This window comes from Nitrospira sp. T9, from assembly GCF_052156535.1.
Taxonomy (GTDB): Bacteria; Nitrospirota; Nitrospiria; order Nitrospirales; family UBA8639; genus Nitrospira_E.
Genome location: NZ_JBQKUP010000037.1, coordinates 88,893 through 110,205, shown reverse-complemented (window position 1 = coordinate 110,205; position 21,313 = coordinate 88,893). Strand labels below are relative to the sequence as shown.

The 21,313-nt window shown below is 50.7% G+C and carries 19 protein-coding genes; all 19 read right to left on the bottom strand.

The genetic code is table 11. The annotated features are described in order from the left end of the window. Positions 1-205: 205 nt before the first annotated feature. Complete coding sequence (locus ACTRXD_RS13385; RefSeq protein ID WP_442432292.1) at positions 206-1,360, bottom strand: DegT/DnrJ/EryC1/StrS family aminotransferase; 1,155 nt, start codon at positions 1,358-1,360, stop codon at positions 206-208. Between the two features lie 184 nt (positions 1,361-1,544). Continuing rightward, on the bottom strand, positions 1,545-2,624 hold the full coding sequence (locus ACTRXD_RS13380; RefSeq protein WP_442432291.1) for a glycosyltransferase: 1,080 nt from the start codon (positions 2,622-2,624) through the stop codon (positions 1,545-1,547). Between the two features lie 246 nt (positions 2,625-2,870). Next, entirely contained in the window at positions 2,871-4,154 is a 1,284-nt protein-coding gene (locus tag ACTRXD_RS13375; protein ID WP_442432290.1) for a hypothetical protein, read from the bottom strand. 569 nt (positions 4,155-4,723) lie between these two features. Further along, a complete protein-coding gene (locus ACTRXD_RS13370; RefSeq protein WP_442432289.1) occupies positions 4,724-5,125 on the bottom strand; it encodes a hypothetical protein in 402 nt (133 codons plus the stop codon). 977 nt (positions 5,126-6,102) lie between these two features. Continuing rightward, entirely contained in the window at positions 6,103-6,489 is a 387-nt protein-coding gene (locus ACTRXD_RS13365; protein ID WP_442432288.1) for a hypothetical protein, read from the bottom strand. 101 nt (positions 6,490-6,590) lie between these two features. Continuing rightward, positions 6,591-7,922, bottom strand: coding sequence for a hypothetical protein (locus ACTRXD_RS13360; protein ID WP_442432287.1), 1,332 nt, complete (start codon positions 7,920-7,922; stop codon positions 6,591-6,593). A 586-nt stretch (positions 7,923-8,508) separates the two neighbouring features. After that, on the bottom strand, positions 8,509-8,739 hold the full coding sequence (locus tag ACTRXD_RS13355; protein ID WP_442432286.1) for a DUF2283 domain-containing protein: 231 nt from the start codon (positions 8,737-8,739) through the stop codon (positions 8,509-8,511). 13 nt (positions 8,740-8,752) lie between these two features. Next, positions 8,753-9,001, bottom strand: a complete 249-nt coding sequence (locus ACTRXD_RS13350) for a hypothetical protein (RefSeq protein WP_442432285.1) — start codon at positions 8,999-9,001, stop codon at positions 8,753-8,755. A gap of 81 nt (positions 9,002-9,082) precedes the next feature. Further along, on the bottom strand, positions 9,083-10,183 hold the full coding sequence (wecB, locus tag ACTRXD_RS13345; RefSeq protein WP_442432284.1) for a non-hydrolyzing UDP-N-acetylglucosamine 2-epimerase: 1,101 nt from the start codon (positions 10,181-10,183) through the stop codon (positions 9,083-9,085). Between the two features lie 374 nt (positions 10,184-10,557). Beyond that, the gene (locus tag ACTRXD_RS13340) at positions 10,558-11,988 is read right to left on the bottom strand and encodes an efflux transporter outer membrane subunit (RefSeq protein WP_442432283.1); all 1,431 of its coding nucleotides are present in this window, start codon (positions 11,986-11,988) and stop codon (positions 10,558-10,560) included. 1 nt (position 11,989) lies between these two features. Further along, entirely contained in the window at positions 11,990-15,160 is a 3,171-nt protein-coding gene (locus ACTRXD_RS13335; RefSeq protein ID WP_442432282.1) for a multidrug efflux RND transporter permease subunit, read from the bottom strand. Further along, a complete protein-coding gene (locus ACTRXD_RS13330) occupies positions 15,157-16,413 on the bottom strand; it encodes an efflux RND transporter periplasmic adaptor subunit (RefSeq protein ID WP_442432281.1) in 1,257 nt (418 codons plus the stop codon). Before ACTRXD_RS13330 ends, ACTRXD_RS13335 begins: the two co-directional genes overlap by 4 nt. Positions 16,414-16,639: 226 nt before the next feature. Next, the gene (locus ACTRXD_RS13325; protein WP_442432387.1) at positions 16,640-17,503 is read right to left on the bottom strand and encodes a pirin family protein; all 864 of its coding nucleotides are present in this window, start codon (positions 17,501-17,503) and stop codon (positions 16,640-16,642) included. Positions 17,504-17,508: 5 nt separating this feature from the next. After that, the gene (locus ACTRXD_RS13320; protein WP_442432280.1) at positions 17,509-17,826 is read right to left on the bottom strand and encodes a hypothetical protein; all 318 of its coding nucleotides are present in this window, start codon (positions 17,824-17,826) and stop codon (positions 17,509-17,511) included. Between the two features lie 114 nt (positions 17,827-17,940). Next, positions 17,941-18,291, bottom strand: coding sequence for a SnoaL-like domain-containing protein (locus tag ACTRXD_RS13315; protein ID WP_442432279.1), 351 nt, complete (start codon positions 18,289-18,291; stop codon positions 17,941-17,943). An 86-nt stretch (positions 18,292-18,377) separates the two neighbouring features. Continuing rightward, complete coding sequence (locus ACTRXD_RS13310; RefSeq protein ID WP_442432278.1) at positions 18,378-19,061, bottom strand: SDR family NAD(P)-dependent oxidoreductase; 684 nt, start codon at positions 19,059-19,061, stop codon at positions 18,378-18,380. A gap of 124 nt (positions 19,062-19,185) precedes the next feature. Then, positions 19,186-19,734 (bottom strand): hypothetical protein, encoded by a 549-nt coding sequence (locus tag ACTRXD_RS13305; RefSeq protein WP_442432277.1) that lies wholly within the window; start codon positions 19,732-19,734, stop codon positions 19,186-19,188. Positions 19,735-19,860: 126 nt separating this feature from the next. Further along, entirely contained in the window at positions 19,861-20,355 is a 495-nt protein-coding gene (locus ACTRXD_RS13300) for a DoxX family protein (RefSeq protein WP_442432276.1), read from the bottom strand. 492 nt (positions 20,356-20,847) lie between these two features. Further along, complete coding sequence (locus ACTRXD_RS13295; RefSeq protein ID WP_442432275.1) at positions 20,848-21,288, bottom strand: VOC family protein; 441 nt, start codon at positions 21,286-21,288, stop codon at positions 20,848-20,850. Between the last annotated feature and the right edge of the window lie 25 nt (positions 21,289-21,313).

The window sequence follows — 21,313 nt, the reverse complement described above, 5'->3', positions numbered from 1 at the left end:
TTAATGTCTTCGATCTGTCTTTAATTACTCGTCCCAAGCCGTCCCCATGAAATTTTCCCGACATCGGGGTTTTGTTTGCTTGCTGTCTGACTCGAGTTGTCTACGGCACGGAGGCTGGGAACAAATCACACCGTTTCTGATAAAAACGGTGATCTGCGACCTAAAAATGGTGTGAATCAAATCGAATCCACTGCCCTGTCATCTCCTATGCTTTGATCGCTTGCGTGACCGCTTTGATCACATCTTCCACGTCCCTATCAGAAAGTTTGGCTGAAATGGGCAAACTCACAGTCTGCCGGCCTATTTGCATGGCATGCGGATAGTCTTCAGGCTTCCAACCAAATGTCTCTTGATAGTAGGGATGTTCTGGGATGCTAAGATAATGGACACCAACACCGATCTTCGCTGCTGTCATCGCACTTAAGAACGCATCGCGGCTAATTCCACTTTCCTTTTCATCAATGAGGATGGTGTAGAGATGAAACGCATGTCGAGTATGGGGTTCAACTGATTCAGGGATTGCGATGGGCAGGGTATTGAATGTCTGGTTGTATTTTTGCCAGATGGTCTCCCGCCTCTTCCAACACTGTTCGACTCGCTTTAATTGGTGAATCCCGATGGCAGCCTGGATGTCCATCATATTGTATTTGAAGCCGCATTCCGTCACGAAGTAGTGTTTATATCCGGAGTCGCTGAAACGGCTCCAGGCGTCTTGGGACATGCCATGTAAAGCCAGGGTCTTGATTCGTGCGATGTCCTCGCTCTTTCGTGCGATTACCATCCCACCCTCCCCGGTAACGATGTTCTTCGTGACATAGAAGGAGAAGCAACCGAAGTCGCCGAAGGTCCCCGCCTTGCGTCCTTTATATTCGGTCTCGATGGCATGGGCACAATCTTCGATGACTTTGAGTTGATGACGTTCGGCGATATCCATGATCGCATCCATGTCGCATGGTCGCCCGGCAAAATGCACAGGTACGATGGCACGGGTTCGTGGTGTGATATGTCGCTCGATGTCATTTGGGTCAATGTTCATGGTGTACGCATCCACATCCGCAAGCACGGGGGTTGCTCCTGAATGGATTATCGCGTTGATCGTCGCGCAAAAAGTCAGGGCAGTGGTGATGACTTCATCTCCCCGGCCAAGTCCGGCCGCGAGTATACTGAGGTGCAGGGCGGCTGTGCAGGAGTTGACGGCGGCTGTGTACGGAATTCCCTTGTAATCTGCGAAATCTGTTTCGAATCGCGCCACCTTTGGCCCCGTCCCGAGCCAACCGGATCGCATGGAGGCCACGACTTCTGCTATTTCGTCTTCTTCGATCGCAGGGGCACCAAAGACTAGGAAAGAATCTCTATCCATATTGCTGAATATTACCTTATAGCTAAAATTTGGGTCTATGTATTCGCAAAGCTCTGAGTGTGAGCCACCGTTTTCGATTCATGAACATCAATCCTTGTCTCTTCCCAAAGTATATTGGATGGACCACTCTAGGCCTGACCACCAGGCGTTAGGGGGCGCTGAGAACAATTTCATGGATTTTCAATCAAGCGGAAGCCGTATCGAGTTCACCATACATAGCAGCGAGCCGCATGCCTTGCGTCGTGGCATTAAACTCTGCCTCAATGTGTTCTCGGCCTGCATTGCCCATAGGACCCCAGCGGTCGGGATGCTCGGCTAAATACTGGAGATGCCCAGCCAACGCAGTGACATCATGCTCTTCAGCCAACAATCCGGATACACCGTTCAGGACTACATTGGGAATGTCGCAATGTGTCGTAGCGACGACCGGCATGCCGGTGGCAGACATTTCGATGATGGACACGGGAGCGCCACCCTCCGTGTCGCCATCCTCGGCTGTTACGCTGGGTGAGAGGAATATATGATGTTTGTATGCTTCAGCAAACAGAACTGCATGAGATTGAAAACCTAGAAAGCGGACTCGCGTTGAGAGGTTGTAGTCGGCAATAATTTTTCGGATGCGTTCCTCTTCCACTAGGCTGCGAGACTCGCCGGTTGTTCCACCGATGACGGTGGCCTCCACTTGAACGGCACGATTTAATTCGCCTACGGCACGGAGTGCATCGGGTATGCCTTTTTTTTCCCGGAACGTTCCAGCAATGAGTATGCGTAGTGGCTCGCCTGGGGTTCGGTTCCGTGGATGATAGGCGATCTGATCTACTGCCACGCCAAGATGGTGGACCTGCACCTTGTCTTCTGGGCATCCCAATCGCACGATGCTCGACGCCATGTAGGGGCCTTCGCAGAAGACGCGATCCACCGAGGCGAAGAGTTCAGCGTAGCGGTGGTGCCAGCGCGGGTCAGTACGAGGGAGGCGATTGACATCGTGGCCGTAAAATGTGGCGACATGCTTTAGGCCGCCATGTTTGGCGATACCAATATCCTGCCATGCGATGTCCCCGAAATGCGAATGAACAATCTGCGCGCCTATACTTCTTGCTACTTGTAACTTGAACCCTGAGTAGTTACGTAGTCCAAGCTTGCGTAACCACCCTTCCCACTTTAATTTAAAGCCACGCCCTTGATAGATGGTATGCAATTTTTCAAACGGGAAATGTTCGAGATTTTCTCGCCTTTCGCTGACGGCATGGGAGCAAATGCTCAAAGGCAGATAGCAAATTTGGTTGTAGAGCCAGGTTTCCGTGAGGGGAAGCCAATTCTCGAGGGAATGCAATACAGTCAAACCAGAGCAATCAGCTACCGCAGTCGGCTCTGTCGCGCGCGGGGAAGACGAATCTTTTGTGGCTGTGATACTAAAGGGCATAGGAACGGCCGTCATGAATTTATTAGGGCCTCATTCGGATACTACGCACTTGCCGATATGGATGCATCCGATCTTGGTCCTCGTACTTCAAGTAAGTACGGGAAGAATTTTCCTGTACTGATTTTGACGGCTGTAAGTGGAGAGCTTTTTAGAATCGACTCGAGGCATTTGTTTGTGTGTCCAGTCTGCGAGTATGGTTGACAAGGTGGTAGATATTTCCTTTTTGCTAGATCCATCTGCGGTGTATCCGATTTCTTCGTCCTTAACTATTCGCCTAGCCTCCATCCCAACGGGTCCGAGAGCAAGAATGGGTCGCTCGGCTAACATATATTCAAATAGTTTCCCTGGTATGACCTCGTTGCTATCCTGTTCTTGCGTGTGCAAAAGCATCAGAATATCCATCTCATGCATTCGACGCAATGCCTCGTCGTGGGGCAAGTTTTTGTAGATCTCCAAACGCCCATTCAATCTCTTCCACCAATCTTCACTCAAATTAATGTCGCCGTAAAAAATAACTTTAATGGGAATTTGGCTCTCTTCTACGGCTTCGAGGAATGTCGTTGGATTTCGGTAAGACGTGGGAAGGTCACTGATTCCACCGAAATAACCGATCGTAATGGCGTCCGTCCTGGACAGTTTTTCCATGGGTTCAAGGGCCATTTTTTCATCGAAGCCATTCATGACCAATGTGGCTTTGGAGCTAACATTGAAAAACATGTTGTTCAGTTGGGAGAGGACAGGTGCCGATTGATAGGTAATGTGGTCGGCCACTTTGAGAGCAGAGGCTTCCATTCGTTGGCTGACCCAACGGCTGATTGGATTTTTGGGGGCGAATATACCCAGTGTGTTCCAGCTGTCCCTGTAATCAAATACGTAATTGATACGAGGTCCCATCCGTCTTTTGAGAAAGTAGCCAACAGCTTGCGTACTATGTGGGGGTGAACTAACCAAAATATTCCGGATGTTGAAACGCTCGGCGACCTCTTGCGCAGCGTTAGCAAGACTGTGTGCAAAAAGTATCCCTGTGTCAGGTATAATTAATGTGTGGGCTAAGGATAAGAAATTTTTTATTGCCCAGCCCCTGACATCACTTTTCCCACCTGTAGGAGTGCTACAGGTGGTCGACTGTTGTTTAATCCATTTGCGTGTGCTGTATCGCTGGAAGCGGTCCGGCACATAGTGAAGCTTGAACTGCCCAAGTGTCGATTCGTATCCGAACGTGCTAACCGGTTCTCCTTCGGCCGCAAGTATGTGTACTTCGTAGCCGCTGTCCACCAGAAAATCTCCTAGCTTTAGCATGCGCAAAACAGAGCCAACGGAATAGGCATAGGGCAGGAAATCGCGGATTATGATTAATATTCGTTTGGACATAACCTACCTTATAGTGTAGTGCCCTCTCGGAATCAAGCCACCAATGAAACCTGTTTCCGACCATATTGACGAGGCCTTCGGTACTTCAATGCTTGAGGCGGTCGGTCTTCGTTTTACCATTGCATCCAGCTGTTGATCTGCTTCGCCTCTTCAAATGTCTCAAACTCGTGTTGCCCGAGGACCTCTTCTTTGAAACTCCAAAAGAACAGCTCAAACAACCTATTTTGTTGCGGGGTATTGGGGGTCATAAACATTTGAGGTTAACGGTAGTCGCAACAAGCTTACCGAAGGTCTCGCTCTGGAAAATGAATCCATTATCACTTCCAAGGACCGGAGTGGCCGCGCAACAAGGCGGAGGGTGCGGAGACGAGGCAAACATGCCGCTTCAAGCGTCCGTTCCGCCTGCTGCGGGCGTCCTCGTAAGGCGAACCTATACCCTTAGTCTGACGGTCATGCCAATCGATCACGGCCGTCAAATGTCCCCAGCCGTTCTGCCTCCAGGGGATATGCCTCACATTCATGGGCCAGGGATATTACTGCACAAAAAGTGTTACTCAACAATATTGAACTTACTTCGTAAAGAAACTTCTTCGGGCAACGCAAATGAATCCGATGAGGGCAGTGCCAAGCAGCAAAATGGAAGGTGGGATGGGAGTAGGAGCAAATCCATCAATGATTCCCCTGACATCGAGAGAAGTCGAAGGCAGAATGAACTCTTGAATTCCCAGGCTTGTTTCACTCTTAATGATTGGCAAGTTGATGGTAGTGGAGTTCAATTTAGAATTAAAATTTCCTTCAGAACCTGTCCTCTCAAACGCCATCACTTCAAATGAACCTACCTTCCCATCGTTACTTTCAACTGTATCCTCAACAATGGAGGGATTATCGACTAACCCCAATGCCACATTAAAAGTGAGTAAAACAATAAGAACCGAAACTAAATAAAGGACAACCCTCAATTTTCGTTTCATGAAAATTCTCCAAATTTGTATAGCGCCAACAACAATAATAGAAATTAAAACAAGGTATCGCTCGTACCTAATCCGGCACTTCTTGATGCAGCCAATTCAATTTCCGGAGCGATCCCCTGCGAAAATGCATAAGAAATTCCCGGCCGTTAGACAAAACAATCGAATGTCCTGCACTGATTAAAAAACAGATTTAGAATCTGAACGAATTACCTACCTTGAGAATTACGTCGCAATATCGGGTAACACATCATCAGTTCTACAAGGATGTGAGTTGGAAAAGGTGGAGATGAATTGAGGAATATGAAAGACTGGTATGAAATGAAGATTGAATCCATTGCACTTATGAAAGTTAAAATTAAATGATATATAAGTTTAAATAATTAAGTGCAACTCCCGAACAAACATACACAAATCTAATCGCACAAAGCAACCATTAATTAAAAGGAACGGGCACTAACATAAAAACAAAGCAACATATATACCGAATAGGGAACCACGAAACCGTGCAAATAATTTCATATTAATAACATATAGTTATATATAAACTTTAGAAAAACTTACTTTAAAATACCCAAGTAATATGTATTAATAATATAACAGTAATACTACGTACAAATCACATTCACGCGATTAACTTCAGACATATGTCTAGCGTTTTCAATGTTTTTTGACCATCGTCGGGTAGATTTAAGCTGCGCAGGCTTATCCCTACAATTAACCATTTAGATCGCCCACAAAAAAAAATTCACGGTCGGAAGAGAATGCATATCTTAAGGAACGTCATCCGACAGTCGAATGATCGATTAAGTGACGGGTATCGAGACCATTAATCGAGGAATACATATACACAGCGAACATCATGTTGAGATGTCATCACCAGCATACGGTTGATCGCTATCGATCGTTGATGAAGGATTTGTATGTCCCAGGCAATCTGGGGATCAAACAGAATGTATGGTTCCGGCCTTACAGCATTATCATGTTTTCTGTATTTCCGGTTTCGTCGCGGCATCCGAGGTTTTTGACTGATGCGTCTCGAAGAGCGCGACCATTGTTGTGGAGGCAAAAGGCCCCAAAACCATTGACGCCCCGCCCGAACTCATTGCATTAGGTGGACGCAAGCCATGTAGGACGTACCAACTCGCGGAGCCTGTCCTGAGCCACGACGAAGGGCTCAGACAAGGTCCGTCGGTTGTTCTACCAAGGACTGTAACCTCAACTTCGATGTCCCGATTTAAGTCGCCTATGGCACGGAGTGCATCCAATATGCCTTTTTTCTCCGGGATCGTTCCAGCAATGAGTATGCGTAGTGGCTCGCCTGCGGTTCGGTTTCGTGGATGATAGGCGATCTGATCTACGGCCACGCCAAGATGGTGGACCTGAACCCTGTCTTCTGGGCATCCCAATCGCACGATGCTCGAAGGCAGATAAAAACGGTAGTTATCAATTTAGGAGACAATTCAGGTTAGTGCGTACTTGCGGGAATGGATGCATCGCAGCCGAATTCTTGTACATCAAGCAAATAGGGCAAAATTTTCCTGTATTGGTTTTGACGACTATAAGTGGAGAGTTTTTTTGCATCGACTACTGGCAGTCGCTTCTCCTTCCAATCTGAATATATAGTAAGCAGTGTTCTCTCTATTTCATTTTTATTTGAGGCATCTGCAGTGTATCCGATGCCTTCGTCCTCAACTATTCGCCTAGACTCCATTCCATTGGGTCCAAGAGCAAAAATGGGTCGCTCGGCTAACATATATTCAAATAGTTTCCCTGGAATCACCTCATCACTACCCTGTTCTTGCGAGTGCAAGAGCATCAAGATATCCATCTCACTCATTCGATGCAACGCCTCGTCGTGGGACACGTTTCCATAGATCTCAAGCTTTTCACCTAATCTCTTATCCCAATTCCCTCTGAGATTAATGTCACCGAAGAAGATGATCTTCATCGGAAGTTTGGTGGATTCTACAGCTTCAAAAAATGTTGTCGGATTACGGTAAGAAGAGGGAATGTCATTAATCGCGCCGAAATAGCCAATAGTGATTATATCCGTTCCTGTCTTTAGTGCTGAGGGCTCAATAGCCATTTTTTCGTCGAATCCATTCATAACCAATGTGGCTTTGGAGCTAACATTGAAGAACATGCTGTTGAGTTTTGTAAGCACCGGTGCAGACTGATAGGTGATGTGGTCGGCCGCCTTGAGAGCAGAGGCTTCCATTCGTTGGCTGATCCAACGGGTGACTGGATTTTTTTGGGCGAATATACCCAGGGTGTTCCAGCTGTCTCGATAATCTAAGATGTAATTAATACGAGGTCCCATCCGTTGCTTTAGAATGTATCCAACAGCTTGCGTGCTATGTGGTGGGGAACTGACAATCACGTTCCGTATATTGAAGCGTTCGGCGACCTCTTGCGCTGCGTCAGCAAGATTGTGGGCATAGAGGAGCCCTCCATCAGGAATAATACTTCTATAAGTATAGGCCAGCAGTCTTGTTTTTACCCATCTTGCCGCAGATTCTTTGGCCACTGTATCCGAATCCCTTGTGATGGTCTGTTGTCTGATCCAGAATCTGGTGGAGTATCGCTGGAAGCGGTCCGGCACATAGTGGAGCTTGAATCGGCTGAGTGTCGCATCGTATCCGAACGTGCTAACCGGTTCTCCTTCGGCCGCAAGTACGTGTACTTCGTAGCCTCTCTCCTCCAGAAAGTCTCCTAGCTTTAGCATGCGCAAAACGGAGCCGAGGGAATTTGCATAGGGCGGGAAATCGCGGGCTATGATTAAAATTCGTTTGGACATGACCCACGTTATATTGTAGTGCCCTCCCGGAATCAAGTTACCAATGAATTCTGTTTGAGGGTCTCCGAAGTATCTGGCTGTGCGATGGTATTGTCACCCTGGACAAAGATCCTTGGCTGCGCTCAGGATGACCATGGGGATAGGGCATCGGCAGGGATTCTCCCCGTGATCTCCGCCAGTCGGCAGAGACCCTCCTCCAGCCAACGCTTTATAGAGTTGCACCATCGACACCAAATGCATTCGATGGGTGGACGTGAGTGAGTTCGAATTCGGAAATGAACAGATCTCGTTTGATGAATTATGATTTTTTAAGCACTTGCTCTAAGTGCTCGACGATTCGCAGAGCCGCCTTGCCATCCCATTTTGGAGGGATGGACCCTTTTTTCCAACAATGGTCTCCTCGGTAATGCCTCCGCTGAGGGTGCTTCACATCCTTCCCTTCACTCTAACCCTAGCCCACAAAGGAGCGAGGGAACCTTGGGTGGCAATGCGCAGCCGACGGGCATCTGTAAAGAGGTTCGGAAACACGTTGCCGGACAGCAGCTTGGTCGTGCGTATGGTGTGGGACAGCATCAAACTTGATTGTTTAGGCTATCAGCGGAATTTCACGGCAGACCCCTTCCGCCTCCACAATGAGGGCGCCATGGTCTTCCGCCAATTGCTCGTTGGCATTCAATAATTCGATACCATAGACAGTGCCATCCGGCGCCATGTCGATGTTCATCTCATCGCTAACTTTAATGGTGGTGACTTGCTCCGTCTTTTCGTGCAAGCGCAGATACGCAATGTTGCATTTTGCATCATAGCTAAGCTTCATAGCCCCTCCCTGTTCAGAAGAATTTGACCATAACGGTAATGACCAGCCACCCATTCTCTTCGACCGCATACGCTTCGACCTGTTTCGTCGCATAGCGCTTTCCAGCCCACTCTCGATTAAACGGGAAGTTATGCCGGAATCCTATTCTGCCATATTTTGCGCCGAAGCGTTCGCCCCTTTTCACCGTGAGTGCAACTTCTTCCTCTGTTGCCCCGCGTTCATGCAAACGACTCTTGGCATGGGGGTGCAATCTGACCTCCAATTCAGTCCTCTTCCTGCGCCCACCATGCGCCATTCTCGTTTCGCTTAGAGACTCCGCGTCGAGCACAAAGTATGATTCGTCTCATATACTCACCAGCACTCGTTCCAGACACGCAACGATCCGCTCGGCCGTCTTGCCATCCCATTTTGGGGGGATGGACCCTTTTTTCCATTGGCCCGCTAACAATCGGGCCAGCGCCGGCGGCAGCTTGCTTGGATCAGTCCCAATGAGTTCGTTGGTTCCCATCGTAATGGTCTCGGGACGTTCCGTATTGTCACGCAACGTCAAGCACGGCACGCCCAAAACGGTGGTCTCCTCGGTAATACCTCCGGAATCGGTAATCACCCCACGAGCATGTTTTACCAGATAGTTGAATTCCAAATAGCCCAGTGGGTCGATGTAGTGCAGTTGTGGCGTCCGGGTGTCGAGTTCACGCAGACTCTTCGCCGTACGAGGATGAACAGGGAACACCACAGGTACCCCGCATGCGCCGTCGGCAATGGCATGCAACAGCTGTAGTAGCTGCTGATCCCCATCGACATTCGCTGGTCGATGCAGGGTCACCACAAAATAGTTGCCTGACTCAAGCTTGAGCGATTTCCAACAGTCCGGTGGACGCAAGCGCGACATCTGTTTGAGTAGGGTGTCAATCATCGTATTGCCAACAAAAAATATGCGGTCGTCTGTGATGCCGGATCGGCGAAGATTCTCGTTCGCCGTCTCGCTCGTGGTAAAAAACCAGTTGGTGAGAGAGTCGGTCACGACCCGATTGATCTCCTCCGGCATAGTCCAGTCGCTCGAGCGGATCCCGCCTTCAACATGCGCCACCGGCACCCCGAGTTTGCGGGCGACCATGGAACAAGCCATGGTCGATGTCACATCCCCAACCACCAGGCACAGGTCGCTCTTGTCCTTGAGCAACACCTGTTCATACGCCACCATGATGGCGGCGGTTTGTTCAGCTTGGGTCCCGGACCCGACTCCTAGATTGATATTCGGCTCTGGAATGTCCAGTTCCTCGAAGAAACTCCCCGACATGGTCCGGTCATAGTGCTGCCCCGTATGGATCAGGCGGAAGCGTAAGACCCCTCCCCGCATCTCGGCCGCCTTTAGGGCGTCGATAATGGGCGCAATTTTCATGAAATTGGGCCTCGCTCCGGCAATCAGGTCAATTCGTTTCATCCTGGAATCAAGAGCAAAAACAGGCTCCCCATTTGATGTGGCTGCCTCGCTCGGTCATGAGAGATTGTTTGGTGTGGGAGGAGAGGCGGTCTACAATTCATATACGCTATGCAGAGCAATTCTGTCTTCTTACGTTTTCTCACTTTTTTGATCAATTCGCGTGAGAGTGTTTAAACCCTTTCATGGAACCCTCTCCCATCGACCCGCTCAAGCGGGTTCCACGAAGATTCTCGATGAGTTTCCGCAATTAGCGCTTGGGTAGAGATCCTTCGCCGTTGATTTAGAAAGATCGATGACTTCCTGGAAAACTCTCTGGCAACCCATTATACATCTACTGCCCACCGAATACGATCCTGGAACTTCAAACTTCTCAGTTATGGTGCTGGCTTTGATGAACTGGAAATGGCAATGGCTCCTTCAGGAGATTCCGGGGACCATCCTCCACCCAACGCTTTATAGAGTTGCACCATCGACACCAAATGCAAACGATGAGTGGACGTGAGTTCGAGTTCGGCATCGAACAAATCTCGTTTGGCGATGAGCACATCTACATAACTGGTCAGGCCGCCTTTATAGCGAAGATCGGCCAAATGCAATGCCGACCGGAGAGCCGTCACCTGTTCCTGCTGGGCAATCCGTTGGGACTCGGCCGTGCGCACGGCCACCAGGGCATCCTCTACTTCTTGGAATGCCACAAGAATGGTCTGCTCGTATTGCGCCAACACCTGCTTCGCCTGAGCAACCACGGCTTCTTGTTGAAACCCCAAAATTTGGGCATTGAACACCGGACCGGTGAGTCCCAGGCCGGCTTGTCCAAACTCACTGCCTGAACTGACCAGACTCGAAAGTTGGGGGCTGGCGAGACCAAGAATACCCGTAATCGAGAACTTGGGAAACCGTTCCGCTTTCGCGACCCCAATACGGGCGGTCGCCGCGGCCAGTTCGTGTTCGGCTTGTACGATATCCGGACGCCGCTGAAGCAATTCCGAAGGGAGGCCGGGCGGGACTGTTGGCGGAAAAATCTGCTCAGTGAGAATCCGGCCTCGAGGAATCCTAAAGGGGTTCCGGCCAAGGAATACACTCAGTTCATTTTCCTTCTGCACCATGAGCCGCTCGAATTGTGCGACCCGGGCCGCCGCATTGGCCCGTTCCGCCTCAAATTGATCGGCATCGAGTCTCGAACTTACCCCTTGTCTTAATCGCGCACGGGCAATTTTCACCGATTCTTCCCACGAACCAAGCGTGCGTTTGGCAATGTCCAACTGCATGTCGAATTGCAACAGATCCAAATACGCTCCCGCCACACCACTGACCAACTGAAGGATGACGGCCCGTCGATTTTCTTCGCGGGCAAGCAGATCGCCAAACGCCGCTTCATTTGACCGACGAATGCGTCCCCAGATATCAATCTCCCAATTCAAATTCCCGATTCCAAAAAAACTAAAATTGCTGGGAAAGCCCTGTACGGCAAAACCCCCAAACTTCCCTAAGACCGGAGCATTGAGTTGCGTGCTTAATTGAGGCGCAAAATCCATGCGTTCGATGAACACGCGAGCTTGAAATTCTTCGACACTGGCGGCAGCTTCCTGAAGATTTTTATTTTCCTCCAACGCCACACGAATGAGTTTTTGCAATTCCTCATCGTGCAGTAATTCCCACCAGGGAAGATTGGCGATCGATTCCCCTTCGGTTTCAGACATGCGAAACTGGTCGGCCGTTTTGATATCGGGCCGTGAGTAGTCCGGTCCCATGGCGCAGGCCATAAGCAACACGGCCGATAAGAAGAGGCCACAGACCGAACGCATGTTACGATTCTCCATCCAGGACAGACTCGTTCAGATCCTCAGCGGGAGAGGACGCAGACCTCCTCCGCATTCGTTGAGCGAGCCTCCTGATCAGCACAAAAAACAACGGCACAAAAAAGATCGCTAAAAATGTTGCCGCCAACATTCCGCCGAAGACGCCTGTTCCGATGGACTGACGACTGGCCGCACCTGCACCGGACGCAATCACCAAGGGCACCACGCCCAAAATAAACGCCATAGACGTCATAATGATCGGCCGGAAGCGAAGACGGACGGCCTCTAAGGCTGCCTCCACCAGCGGCATCCCTCCCTCGTAGCGATGATTCGCAAATTCGACAATGAGAATCGCGTTTCGTGCCGCAAGGCCGATTAAGGTCACTAAGCCGATTTGAAAGTAGATATCATTGCTCAACCCCCGAATCCAGACGGCAGATAGAGCCCCGAAGAGACCGAACGGCACGGCCAGAATCACCGCAAAGGGCACCGACCAACTTTCGTAGAGGGCGGCAAGCACCAGGAACACCATCAACAGACCAAAGGCAAAGGCAAAGATGGACTCCGTGCCGGTCTTCCGTTCCTGATAGGAAATCCCGCTCCAATCGATATCGTACCCTTGTGGTATCAGAATTTCTTGCGCCAGTCGTTCCAACGCATCAAGGGCGGCCCCTGAACTATACCCCGGAGCCGCAGCACCCAAAACGGAAGCGGTATTAAATCCGTTGAAATGCGTCACGGTATCCGGCCCGCTCGTAAATTCCGTACTGACCACCGCATCCAGCGGAATCATCGTCGAGCCTTTGGCATTCCTGGCCCGCACATAAATTTTCGAAATATCATCCGGACTCGATCTAAACTCCGGCAAGGCCTCAGTCTGCACCCGATAGACCCGTCCGAATTTAATAAAATCGTTAATGTAGAGATTGCCGAAATAGGCTTGCAACGTATCGAATACTTCGGAAATGGGGACACCCAGAGCTTTGGCTCGTTCGCGATCGACCCGGGCATACAGTCGCGGTGCCGTCACGCGAAAACTGGTACCGATCGCACCAATGGCCGGATCTTGTTGCGCCTTGGTCACAAATTGTTGTGTGATCTCAGCAAATTGTTTGAAATCCCCACCGCTCGGATCCTGTAATTGTAGTGAAAATCCTCCGGTGGCCCCCAACCCCCGGATAGAGGGCGCATTAAAGGCCAGGATCAATGCTTCAGGAATTTCGGCAAACTTCTTGAAGGCGTTTCCAATCAACGCTTTCACATGTTGCTCAGGTCTGGTGCGGTCATCCCAGTGATGGAGGGGGACAAACATCGTCGCTTGATTCGCCCCTCGAGTATTAAACACAAAGTTCTGTCCGGCCAGGGCATCCGTTGAATGCACCTCAGGCACGGAAAGAAAATAACTTTCCACCTTTTTGAGGACTTCAATCGTGCGTTGCTTGGAGGCACCATCCGGCAATTGAATGATCGAAATAAAGTATCCCTGATCTTCTTCGGGCAAAAAACTGGATGGCAAGGATTGCAACAGTCCCCAGCTGACAAAAAGCAGGACCCCAAAGATCGCAAGCGACAGCACCGCATGCTTGAGAATGGAGCCAACCGTCCCCACATATCGATTCTGCGTCCAATCAAATCCGTCATTGAATTTCTTCCAAAACCGGTTCTCCCCTTCCTGATCCGGCTTGAGAATTAACGCACAGAGCGCAGGGCTTAAGGTCAGCGCCACAACGCCGGAAAGGACCACAGCCAGCGTGATGGTGATCGCAAATTGCTGATAGAGTTCTCCGGTAATACCTCCCAGAAACGCCACCGGCAGGAATACGGCCGCCAGCACGACGACCAGCGCAATGACCGGTCCGGTCACTTCCGTCATGGCCAGCTTCGCGGCTTCCTTTGGCGGGCGTCCGTTCTGAATATGACGGGCGACGTTTTCCACCACCACAATGGCATCATCCACCACAATCCCGATGGCCAACACCATGCCGAACAGGGTCAAGGTATTTATAGAAAATCCCAGGGCGACCATCCCCGCAAACGTGCCGATCAGTGACACCGGAACAGCCACCGCAGGAATGACCGTGGCACGCCAGCTTTGAAGAAAGAGGTAGACCACCAGAATGACCAGGATCAAGGCTTCACCCAGGGTCTTCACCACTTGTTGAATGGAAACCTCAATGAATCGGGTCGTATCGTACGGGATGTCGTATGAGACTCCAGCCGGAAAAATATTTGTGAGGCTCTTCATCTCGTCCTTGATTCGTTTCATGGTTTCAAGGGCATTGGCTCCCGGGGACAGAAAGGTCAACAGAAAGACATTCGGCTTCCCATTCCACCGGCCCTCAAGGTCATAGGACTGCGCGCCCAGTTCGACTGTGGCCACTTCGCCGAGACGCACCATGGACCCATCCGGATAGGCCCGGACAATCATCTCCTCAAATTCTTTGGCCTCGCTCATTCGTCCTTGCGTGATCACGGGAATAGTCATCTCAGTTCCACTGGGGGCAGGCTCACGTCCGATCCGACCGGCTGGAAAATCCCGGTTTTGTTCCCGCACGACATTCGCAATGTCGGTGGGCGTCACATCCATTTGCGCCATACGAATGGGGTCCAAAATAAGACGCATGGAATAATTCTGTCCTCCGAAGATCATCGCATCCCCCACTCCGGGAAGCCGTTTGATGTTGTCCACAATCCGGAGAATCGCAAAATTGGAGAGGAAGACCGTATCCTGACGAGGATCACTGGAACTCAACGCCACCACCGCAAGTAGATCCGGAGACACTTTCTTGACGGTGATACCCTGCCGGACCACTTCCGGCGGAAGCTGGGGTTCGGCCAGACGTTGGCGGTTCTGAGTTTGGACCTGTGCGATATCGACATCGGTCCCGATTTCAAAGGTCAATCGGATGGTCATATGACCATCGTTGGTACTTGAGGAATCGTAATACAGGAGATTGTCGATGCCGGGGAGTTGCACCTCAATCGGCCGCGCCACGGCTTCGGCCACGACTTCTGCACTGGCACCGGGATAGTCGGCTTCAATCTGGACTACGGGCGGAGTGATTTCCGGAAATTGGGCGATGGGAAGAACCTGGAGAGACACCAGTCCTACCACCACAATCACAATGGAAATGACCGTGGCAAAAATAGGACGGTCGATAAAAAAATGAGAACTCATGTGTTCTCCTGCGTGGCTACAGGAGGTGTCGGACTCTCATGGCCCGGGCTTTCCGATGTGGCCTCACCATTCCGGAACGGCACTGGATTGACCTGCATTCCCGGTTGAATCCGATGAAACCCTTCGACAACGATTTGCTCTCCCGGCTGAAGGCCTTCTTCAATGAGCCAATCGCCGCCACGCCAACCACTGGCATCCACTTCACGCACTTCGATTTTATCGTCGGGTCCAATCACATTCACAAACGTGCCTTTCGGACCTTGTTGAACCGCACGCTGAGGAATCAAAATCGCATCGGTCCGGATATATCCCTTCAGCCGGATACGGACGAATTGTCCGGGATACAAATAGGATTTACCGGGAGAAAGATCGGCCTCAGGATTGGGAAAGGCAAAACGGCCCTGTAAGGTCCCCGTCTCCGACCGGATGGCCACATCGGCAAAATCCAACTTACCTTCGTGGGGATAGACACTGCCATCTGCAAACGTCATGACTCCGCGTAATTGAAAGAGATCGGGCCTCTGGACTCTGTTGGCCGCCAGTTCACGCCTCCGTCGCAACAAATAGGTTTCCGGAACCGATACATTCACATACATGGGATCCAACTGGTCGATGGTGGTCAGCAGATCTGTCTGGGCAGACACCAGACGTCCTGCATAAAATCGACTTTTCGAAATACGTCCCCCGATCGGGGCGACGATCAGGGTATTACTCAGGTCAAACCTGGACTTGACCAAATCGCCCTGCGCCGCTTCCAAAGAGGCTTTGGCGGCTAATCCTTCCGCCACAGCATCGTCCACATCCTTTTGACTGACCGCTTGTTCTTCCAGGAGAGGTTCGACGCGAGCAAAGTCCTGCCTCGCTTGTACCAGTCGAGCCTGCGCTTGTGTCACCTTGGCTTTGGCGCTCAGATACGCCGCTTTAAAGGGCACGGGGTCAATGAGATACAGCCGGTCACCTTGCTTGACATTCCTGCCTTCGGTGAAAAACACCTTCTTAATGATGCCTGTCACCTGTGACCGGATCTCCACCGGGCGAAAGGCCTCGGTTTGTCCAATGAATTCCGGTTCATCAGGGAGATCCTGTGTGGTCACCGTCACCACTTCCACCATCGGCGGTGGAGGATCCGGAGGAGAGGTCGCTCCCTGGCCACATCCTGCAAGAAGAATCAGCAATAATCCGACACTCCTCCGAACCACAGCGTTCCCATTGCCAAAGTGCGCTGAAACGAGCCTGAGTATGGCTGCATTCATCTGGTTGGTTCCCACCAATTCCGGTTAATTCCATTCACGGCATTCATGCCGGAATTTTCAAATTGTGCTGTTCTCTGAATGATTGGCTCATCCATAAAGGTTGTCTTCCTTGTCTTCATTGCAGGGCATCATCATCTTTAAATGTATAGACGAAAGTTCGCCACTAATATTACGGCCGAACAAAACTTTCCACGAGTTTCTTCAATCAAGGAGCTCGAATATCGGCTTACTCAAGTCGCCCCATCCTTCCCGCACGGTAATCGTTCACAGCCTGCACGAGTTCTTCCTCCGTGTTCATGACAAAGGGACCCATGCGCGCGACCGGTTCCAAAATCGGTTCTCCACTCAGCACCAACAACCTTGTCTCCTCCGTGGCCTCAAGATCCACCTGCGTCCCCTGCGGGTCACAGAGAGCCATTTCGGCCTCCCCGACTTTTTGTGATCCATTCAAAACCAATCCTCCACTCAACACAAAAAAGCCGGTATTATAGCCAACTGGAAGACTGAGCTCACTACGATGTCCGGCAACCAATTTCAAATCATACAGGTGCACGGGGGTGAACGTCTTGGCCGGACCTTTGAGTCCCTCATATTCCCCGGCAATTACACGGAGCACACCGCTTTGTTCCCCAAGATTGGCTTGAGGAATGTCTTCATTGAGCAGGGTTTGGTACCGGGGCGCGCTCATTTTTAATGACTTGGGAAGATTGACCCAGAGTTGAATCATCTGTAGCGTGCCGCCCTCCCTGGCCCAGGCTAACTCATGAAGTTCTTCATGGACCACACCCGACGCCGCCGTCATCCATTGCACATCACCCGGTCCGATGGTTCCTCCGTTTCCGGCTGAATCGCGATGCGCGACTTTTCCCTGATAGACAATGGTCACGGTCTCAAACCCACGATGAGGATGCTCTCCGACACCCAGCCGTTGATTCGTAGGAGGGAACGATGCCGGCCCCGCATAATCCAAGAGCAGAAAGGGACTGATCTCTTCGGTCAGATTTTGGCTTGGAAAGATATTCCGTACCGGAAACCCGTCCCCTACCATGTGGGTGGACCCCGGCTTATAGATTCCTGTCACCGATTTCATCTGCGTCATGGTGGACTCCTTTCTTCACACGTTTCCTCAACGTCTTCTTTACACGAACGCGTGATTTCCTCAACGTAGGCCCGGGTCAGACAGCCGGAAGAGAGAAAAACGGCTCCCTGCTGAAAGACCCGTTTCAAAAATGCCTTCCCTTCCTGATCCAAAAACGTCACCCCCCGCAGATCCAGTCGACGTGGTCGACCCGGATTCTCCGCGCAAATCTCCCGCCAACACCGTTCAGCTTCGATAACGGCGGGCCCGGCAAGACGGCCCTCCAACTGTAAGGTGATCATCGTGTCATCTATGTGCGTGGTGACTCGAATCATAACCTCATTCCTTATCAACACCGTTGAGATCCGGGGATCTGAATCTCTTAGACTCCATGGCCTTGTGCGCGTTACAGGTTCGTAGGCATTTGTGTTTCAGATCACAGGGATTCTTTACCCATGATAAAAATCTTCTCGGATGACTTTTCCATCCTTCCAGGTTTGAACGGCTACCTGCTGCATTTTCACGCGGTTTCCCCCTTTAAAGGTCAAATCAAACGTCCATTCCACGGCGGCATGATTTCCGTCAACGATCGTCCGTCCGACCTGGGCCCCATGGAACTCCTGAACATTATCTAAAAACTGTTGTTCATATTCCCGATTAGCCGCTTTTCCGACTCGTTCGTCCTTTAGGTTTTCGCTCATCACCACGTTATCAGCGTAGTACTTGTCAAATGTCTCCAAAAGTTTTCCGGCCAAAATCCCATCGATCACAGCTTGAACATGTTGTTGAATACTCATCATCCCTACTCCTTTCAATGAATAAAAATTGACGGTTCATACCTCGAGTTGAAACGTTGATTGAGTAATTGATTCATGCACCCTCACTCTTATGCTGCCCCGATAGGAATGAGCGCTCCATTCAGCGCCTCCGCCTCATCAGAGGCAAGGAAAACCAGCAGCGCGGCAATGGCTTCCGGCTTCACCCATTGGTTGGGATCGGCGTCAGGCATGCTTTCTCGATTAGCCGGCGTATCAATGGTGGATGGCAGCACCCCGTTCACCTTCACGCCTGAACCGGCTAACTCAAGAGCCAGCACTTTGATCAGAGCCAGAAGGCCCGACTTTGAGACAATATACGCACCGGCTCCAGAAAAAGGTTCAACAGCGGCCTGAGCGGCCATATGAATGATCCGACCAGCGCCTTGTTTGCTCATCAGGCGAGTCGCCTCCCTCGACAACAAAAAGGCCGAGGTCAAATTGAGGGAGAGCATTCGGGACCACGCGGATGCGTCCGTTTCGGCAAGGCGACCCATGGCAAACCCGCCAACAAGATTGATCAAGCAATCAATGCGTGTGGTTTTTTGCACGGCCTCCTTCATGAGGCGCTGAACCTCAACCTCATCGGTGACATCCGCTGAAATGCCCAGCAGCCCTTCCGGAAGTTTCCCGGGAAATTCCCGGCCCACGACCATCACCTTGGCACCCGCCTGAGAGAATGCTTTGGTCACCGCCTGGCCCAGGCCACCCGATGCCCCTGTGATCATGACAACTTTTCCATTGAGGGAACCCATTATTGAACTCCTTTTTCGTCTCTCTGCTTTTTTATTGTTCCACTTTCATCTGCATCAGAAGATGAGCCCGATCTCCCACCATCCGGTAAAAGATCGAGCCACATCATTATTCACATCCCCCTCGTTACTCGTGAGTTTTCCCTTTGGCATTGATGCTTTTTTCGTCATGCGAAGCACGATGCAGATCAATAACGGTGCCGCCTTCATTCACTTCAACCGTCACCATGGCACCTTCTTCGATGGGCTTGGTTTTGATCTCCAGCCGACCAAGCGGAAACACTTTCTCGCCCTCGGAAGTTTCCAGTTTGATTTCCTTGTTCATTTTCCCCATATACACCAACTTCCCGGTATAGAAGTGATGGATGCCTTCCTCGCCTTTGGGATGGGCCTCGATGACGGCGTTGTTCTCATCCAGCACCAGGGTTACTTCGTCTCCCACCTTGGGGACCGCGTGGCCATGCCGATGAGATGCATTCTCGGTCAGAGTATAGTTCCCGGTGGGCGTTTTAACCGTGAGAATCCCACCTTTCTCCGTTGTTACGACTCCGGTGACCTGCTTGTGTCCATGGCTGACGCCCTTGGAGTCCGCGTGCCCGATACCGGACATAAGAAAAACCATGCCCATTACCGCTGATAACATCATCACGTGAATATTCATTGTACGGTTCATCATTTCCTCCTTTATGGTTGTTGAGATAACCCTGTTGCTATCCTGACGGATTTTGCCCATATTCATTTCTTGACTCCTTTCCATAATGATTCATTTCCTTTCCTAATATTTTGATTAACCCTGCTACGCTTAGGCTGCCGCAGTCCGGCGAGTCCCATCAGCGTGGGTTGAATCCTGCGGTGAAAGCCACGTGCCAATCACCTGATCAACCGACCACTTCCCGCCGCCCGTCACCATTAATGAAAGCCCCATGCCAATGACGAGCAGGTGATACTCGAATCCTTCGCCGGCCTGTTGGCCAAACCAGTTCATGAAAAACCCGTTCGACCAGTGCACCGTGGCGATCGCCCCCAACATGATGATGCTCAAACTGGCTGCGGTGAACCGCGTCATGAATCCCGCGGCCAGTGCAAGCGCGCCAACCGATTCTCCCATAATAACCAGAAAGGCAATCACCCAGGGCAGACCCATCTGCTGGATAAAGAATCCCATGGTGCCCTCAAACCCGTTTCCGCCATACCATCCCAGCAGCTTTTGCGCCCCATGAGGAAAAATGACCAGCGCCAACATCACTCGTAAAATCACCGGTGCCCACCGCTCTTCTGTTTGAAATAATGTTTTCATGGCTTGCTCTCCTTTGTGAATGAATAAATGTGTGTGGTTTGTCATGGTTTGTTCCAACGAAAGCTTTGTTGAACTCTTACCTAGACATATGGCAAGAGCCGTTCCAGCTTGCCGGATTGTAAAATACTCACATAACTCATTGAATGAATGAGTTTTTTTCGAAATGATCGGAAGGCTCAGCAGGCGGGTGTCGAATCAAAAATGACGACATATCGACTCGTGTCGAAGGGACGACATGAAGACGAGGGGGGATGCTTATGCAGACGGGATTTGCATGGAACTCTCTTTGGCTCCAGCTGAAGAATTGCGGGGAGAGAGAAGGAGAGGATTGGTTATGCCCTAGAGTGTGTAGCGAGAGTCCAGCGTGGCGGCCTTGTTTAGATGACTCCTAGCTGATGACGGACAGGAGTAACGAAAAAGAGCACAGGGGCAATGAAGTTCAGTTTTGTCAGCGATAGAGTGATCCGCCGGGTTGGATGTTCAACGAGGCCGTTATGTCCCAAGCAAGCATTTCTCTGGCTGATCATTTCTTTCATAAAATCGGGCTTCGATCGCATTTCCTTCAGGGTCGGTGAAATAGATTGAGGTTCCCGATCCCCGCGCTCCCCACCGTTGGACAGGCCCTTCGCTGATGGCAATCTTATGATCACGAAGTCGGCCCTGTAAGTCTTCCCAATCCTTTTTGGTGAGTGAAAGACAAAAGTGATTCAGGTTGCGGAATCCTTGCCCCGCCGAGACATTCTGCTCCCACAACTTCCTGGGAAATAAGTCGATGACGGTGTTTTGATTGATGCGAACAGAAGGAAACGGCGCGTTCCCGGCACGATAGGCTTCCAGGCGCTCTGCCTGTAACATCAAAATGTTTGTGTAGAAATCGATGATGATTTCATCATCTTCAATATTCAGCACAATGTGATCGAGAAATCCTTGCATATAACTTCTCCACGGTTGGCTACAC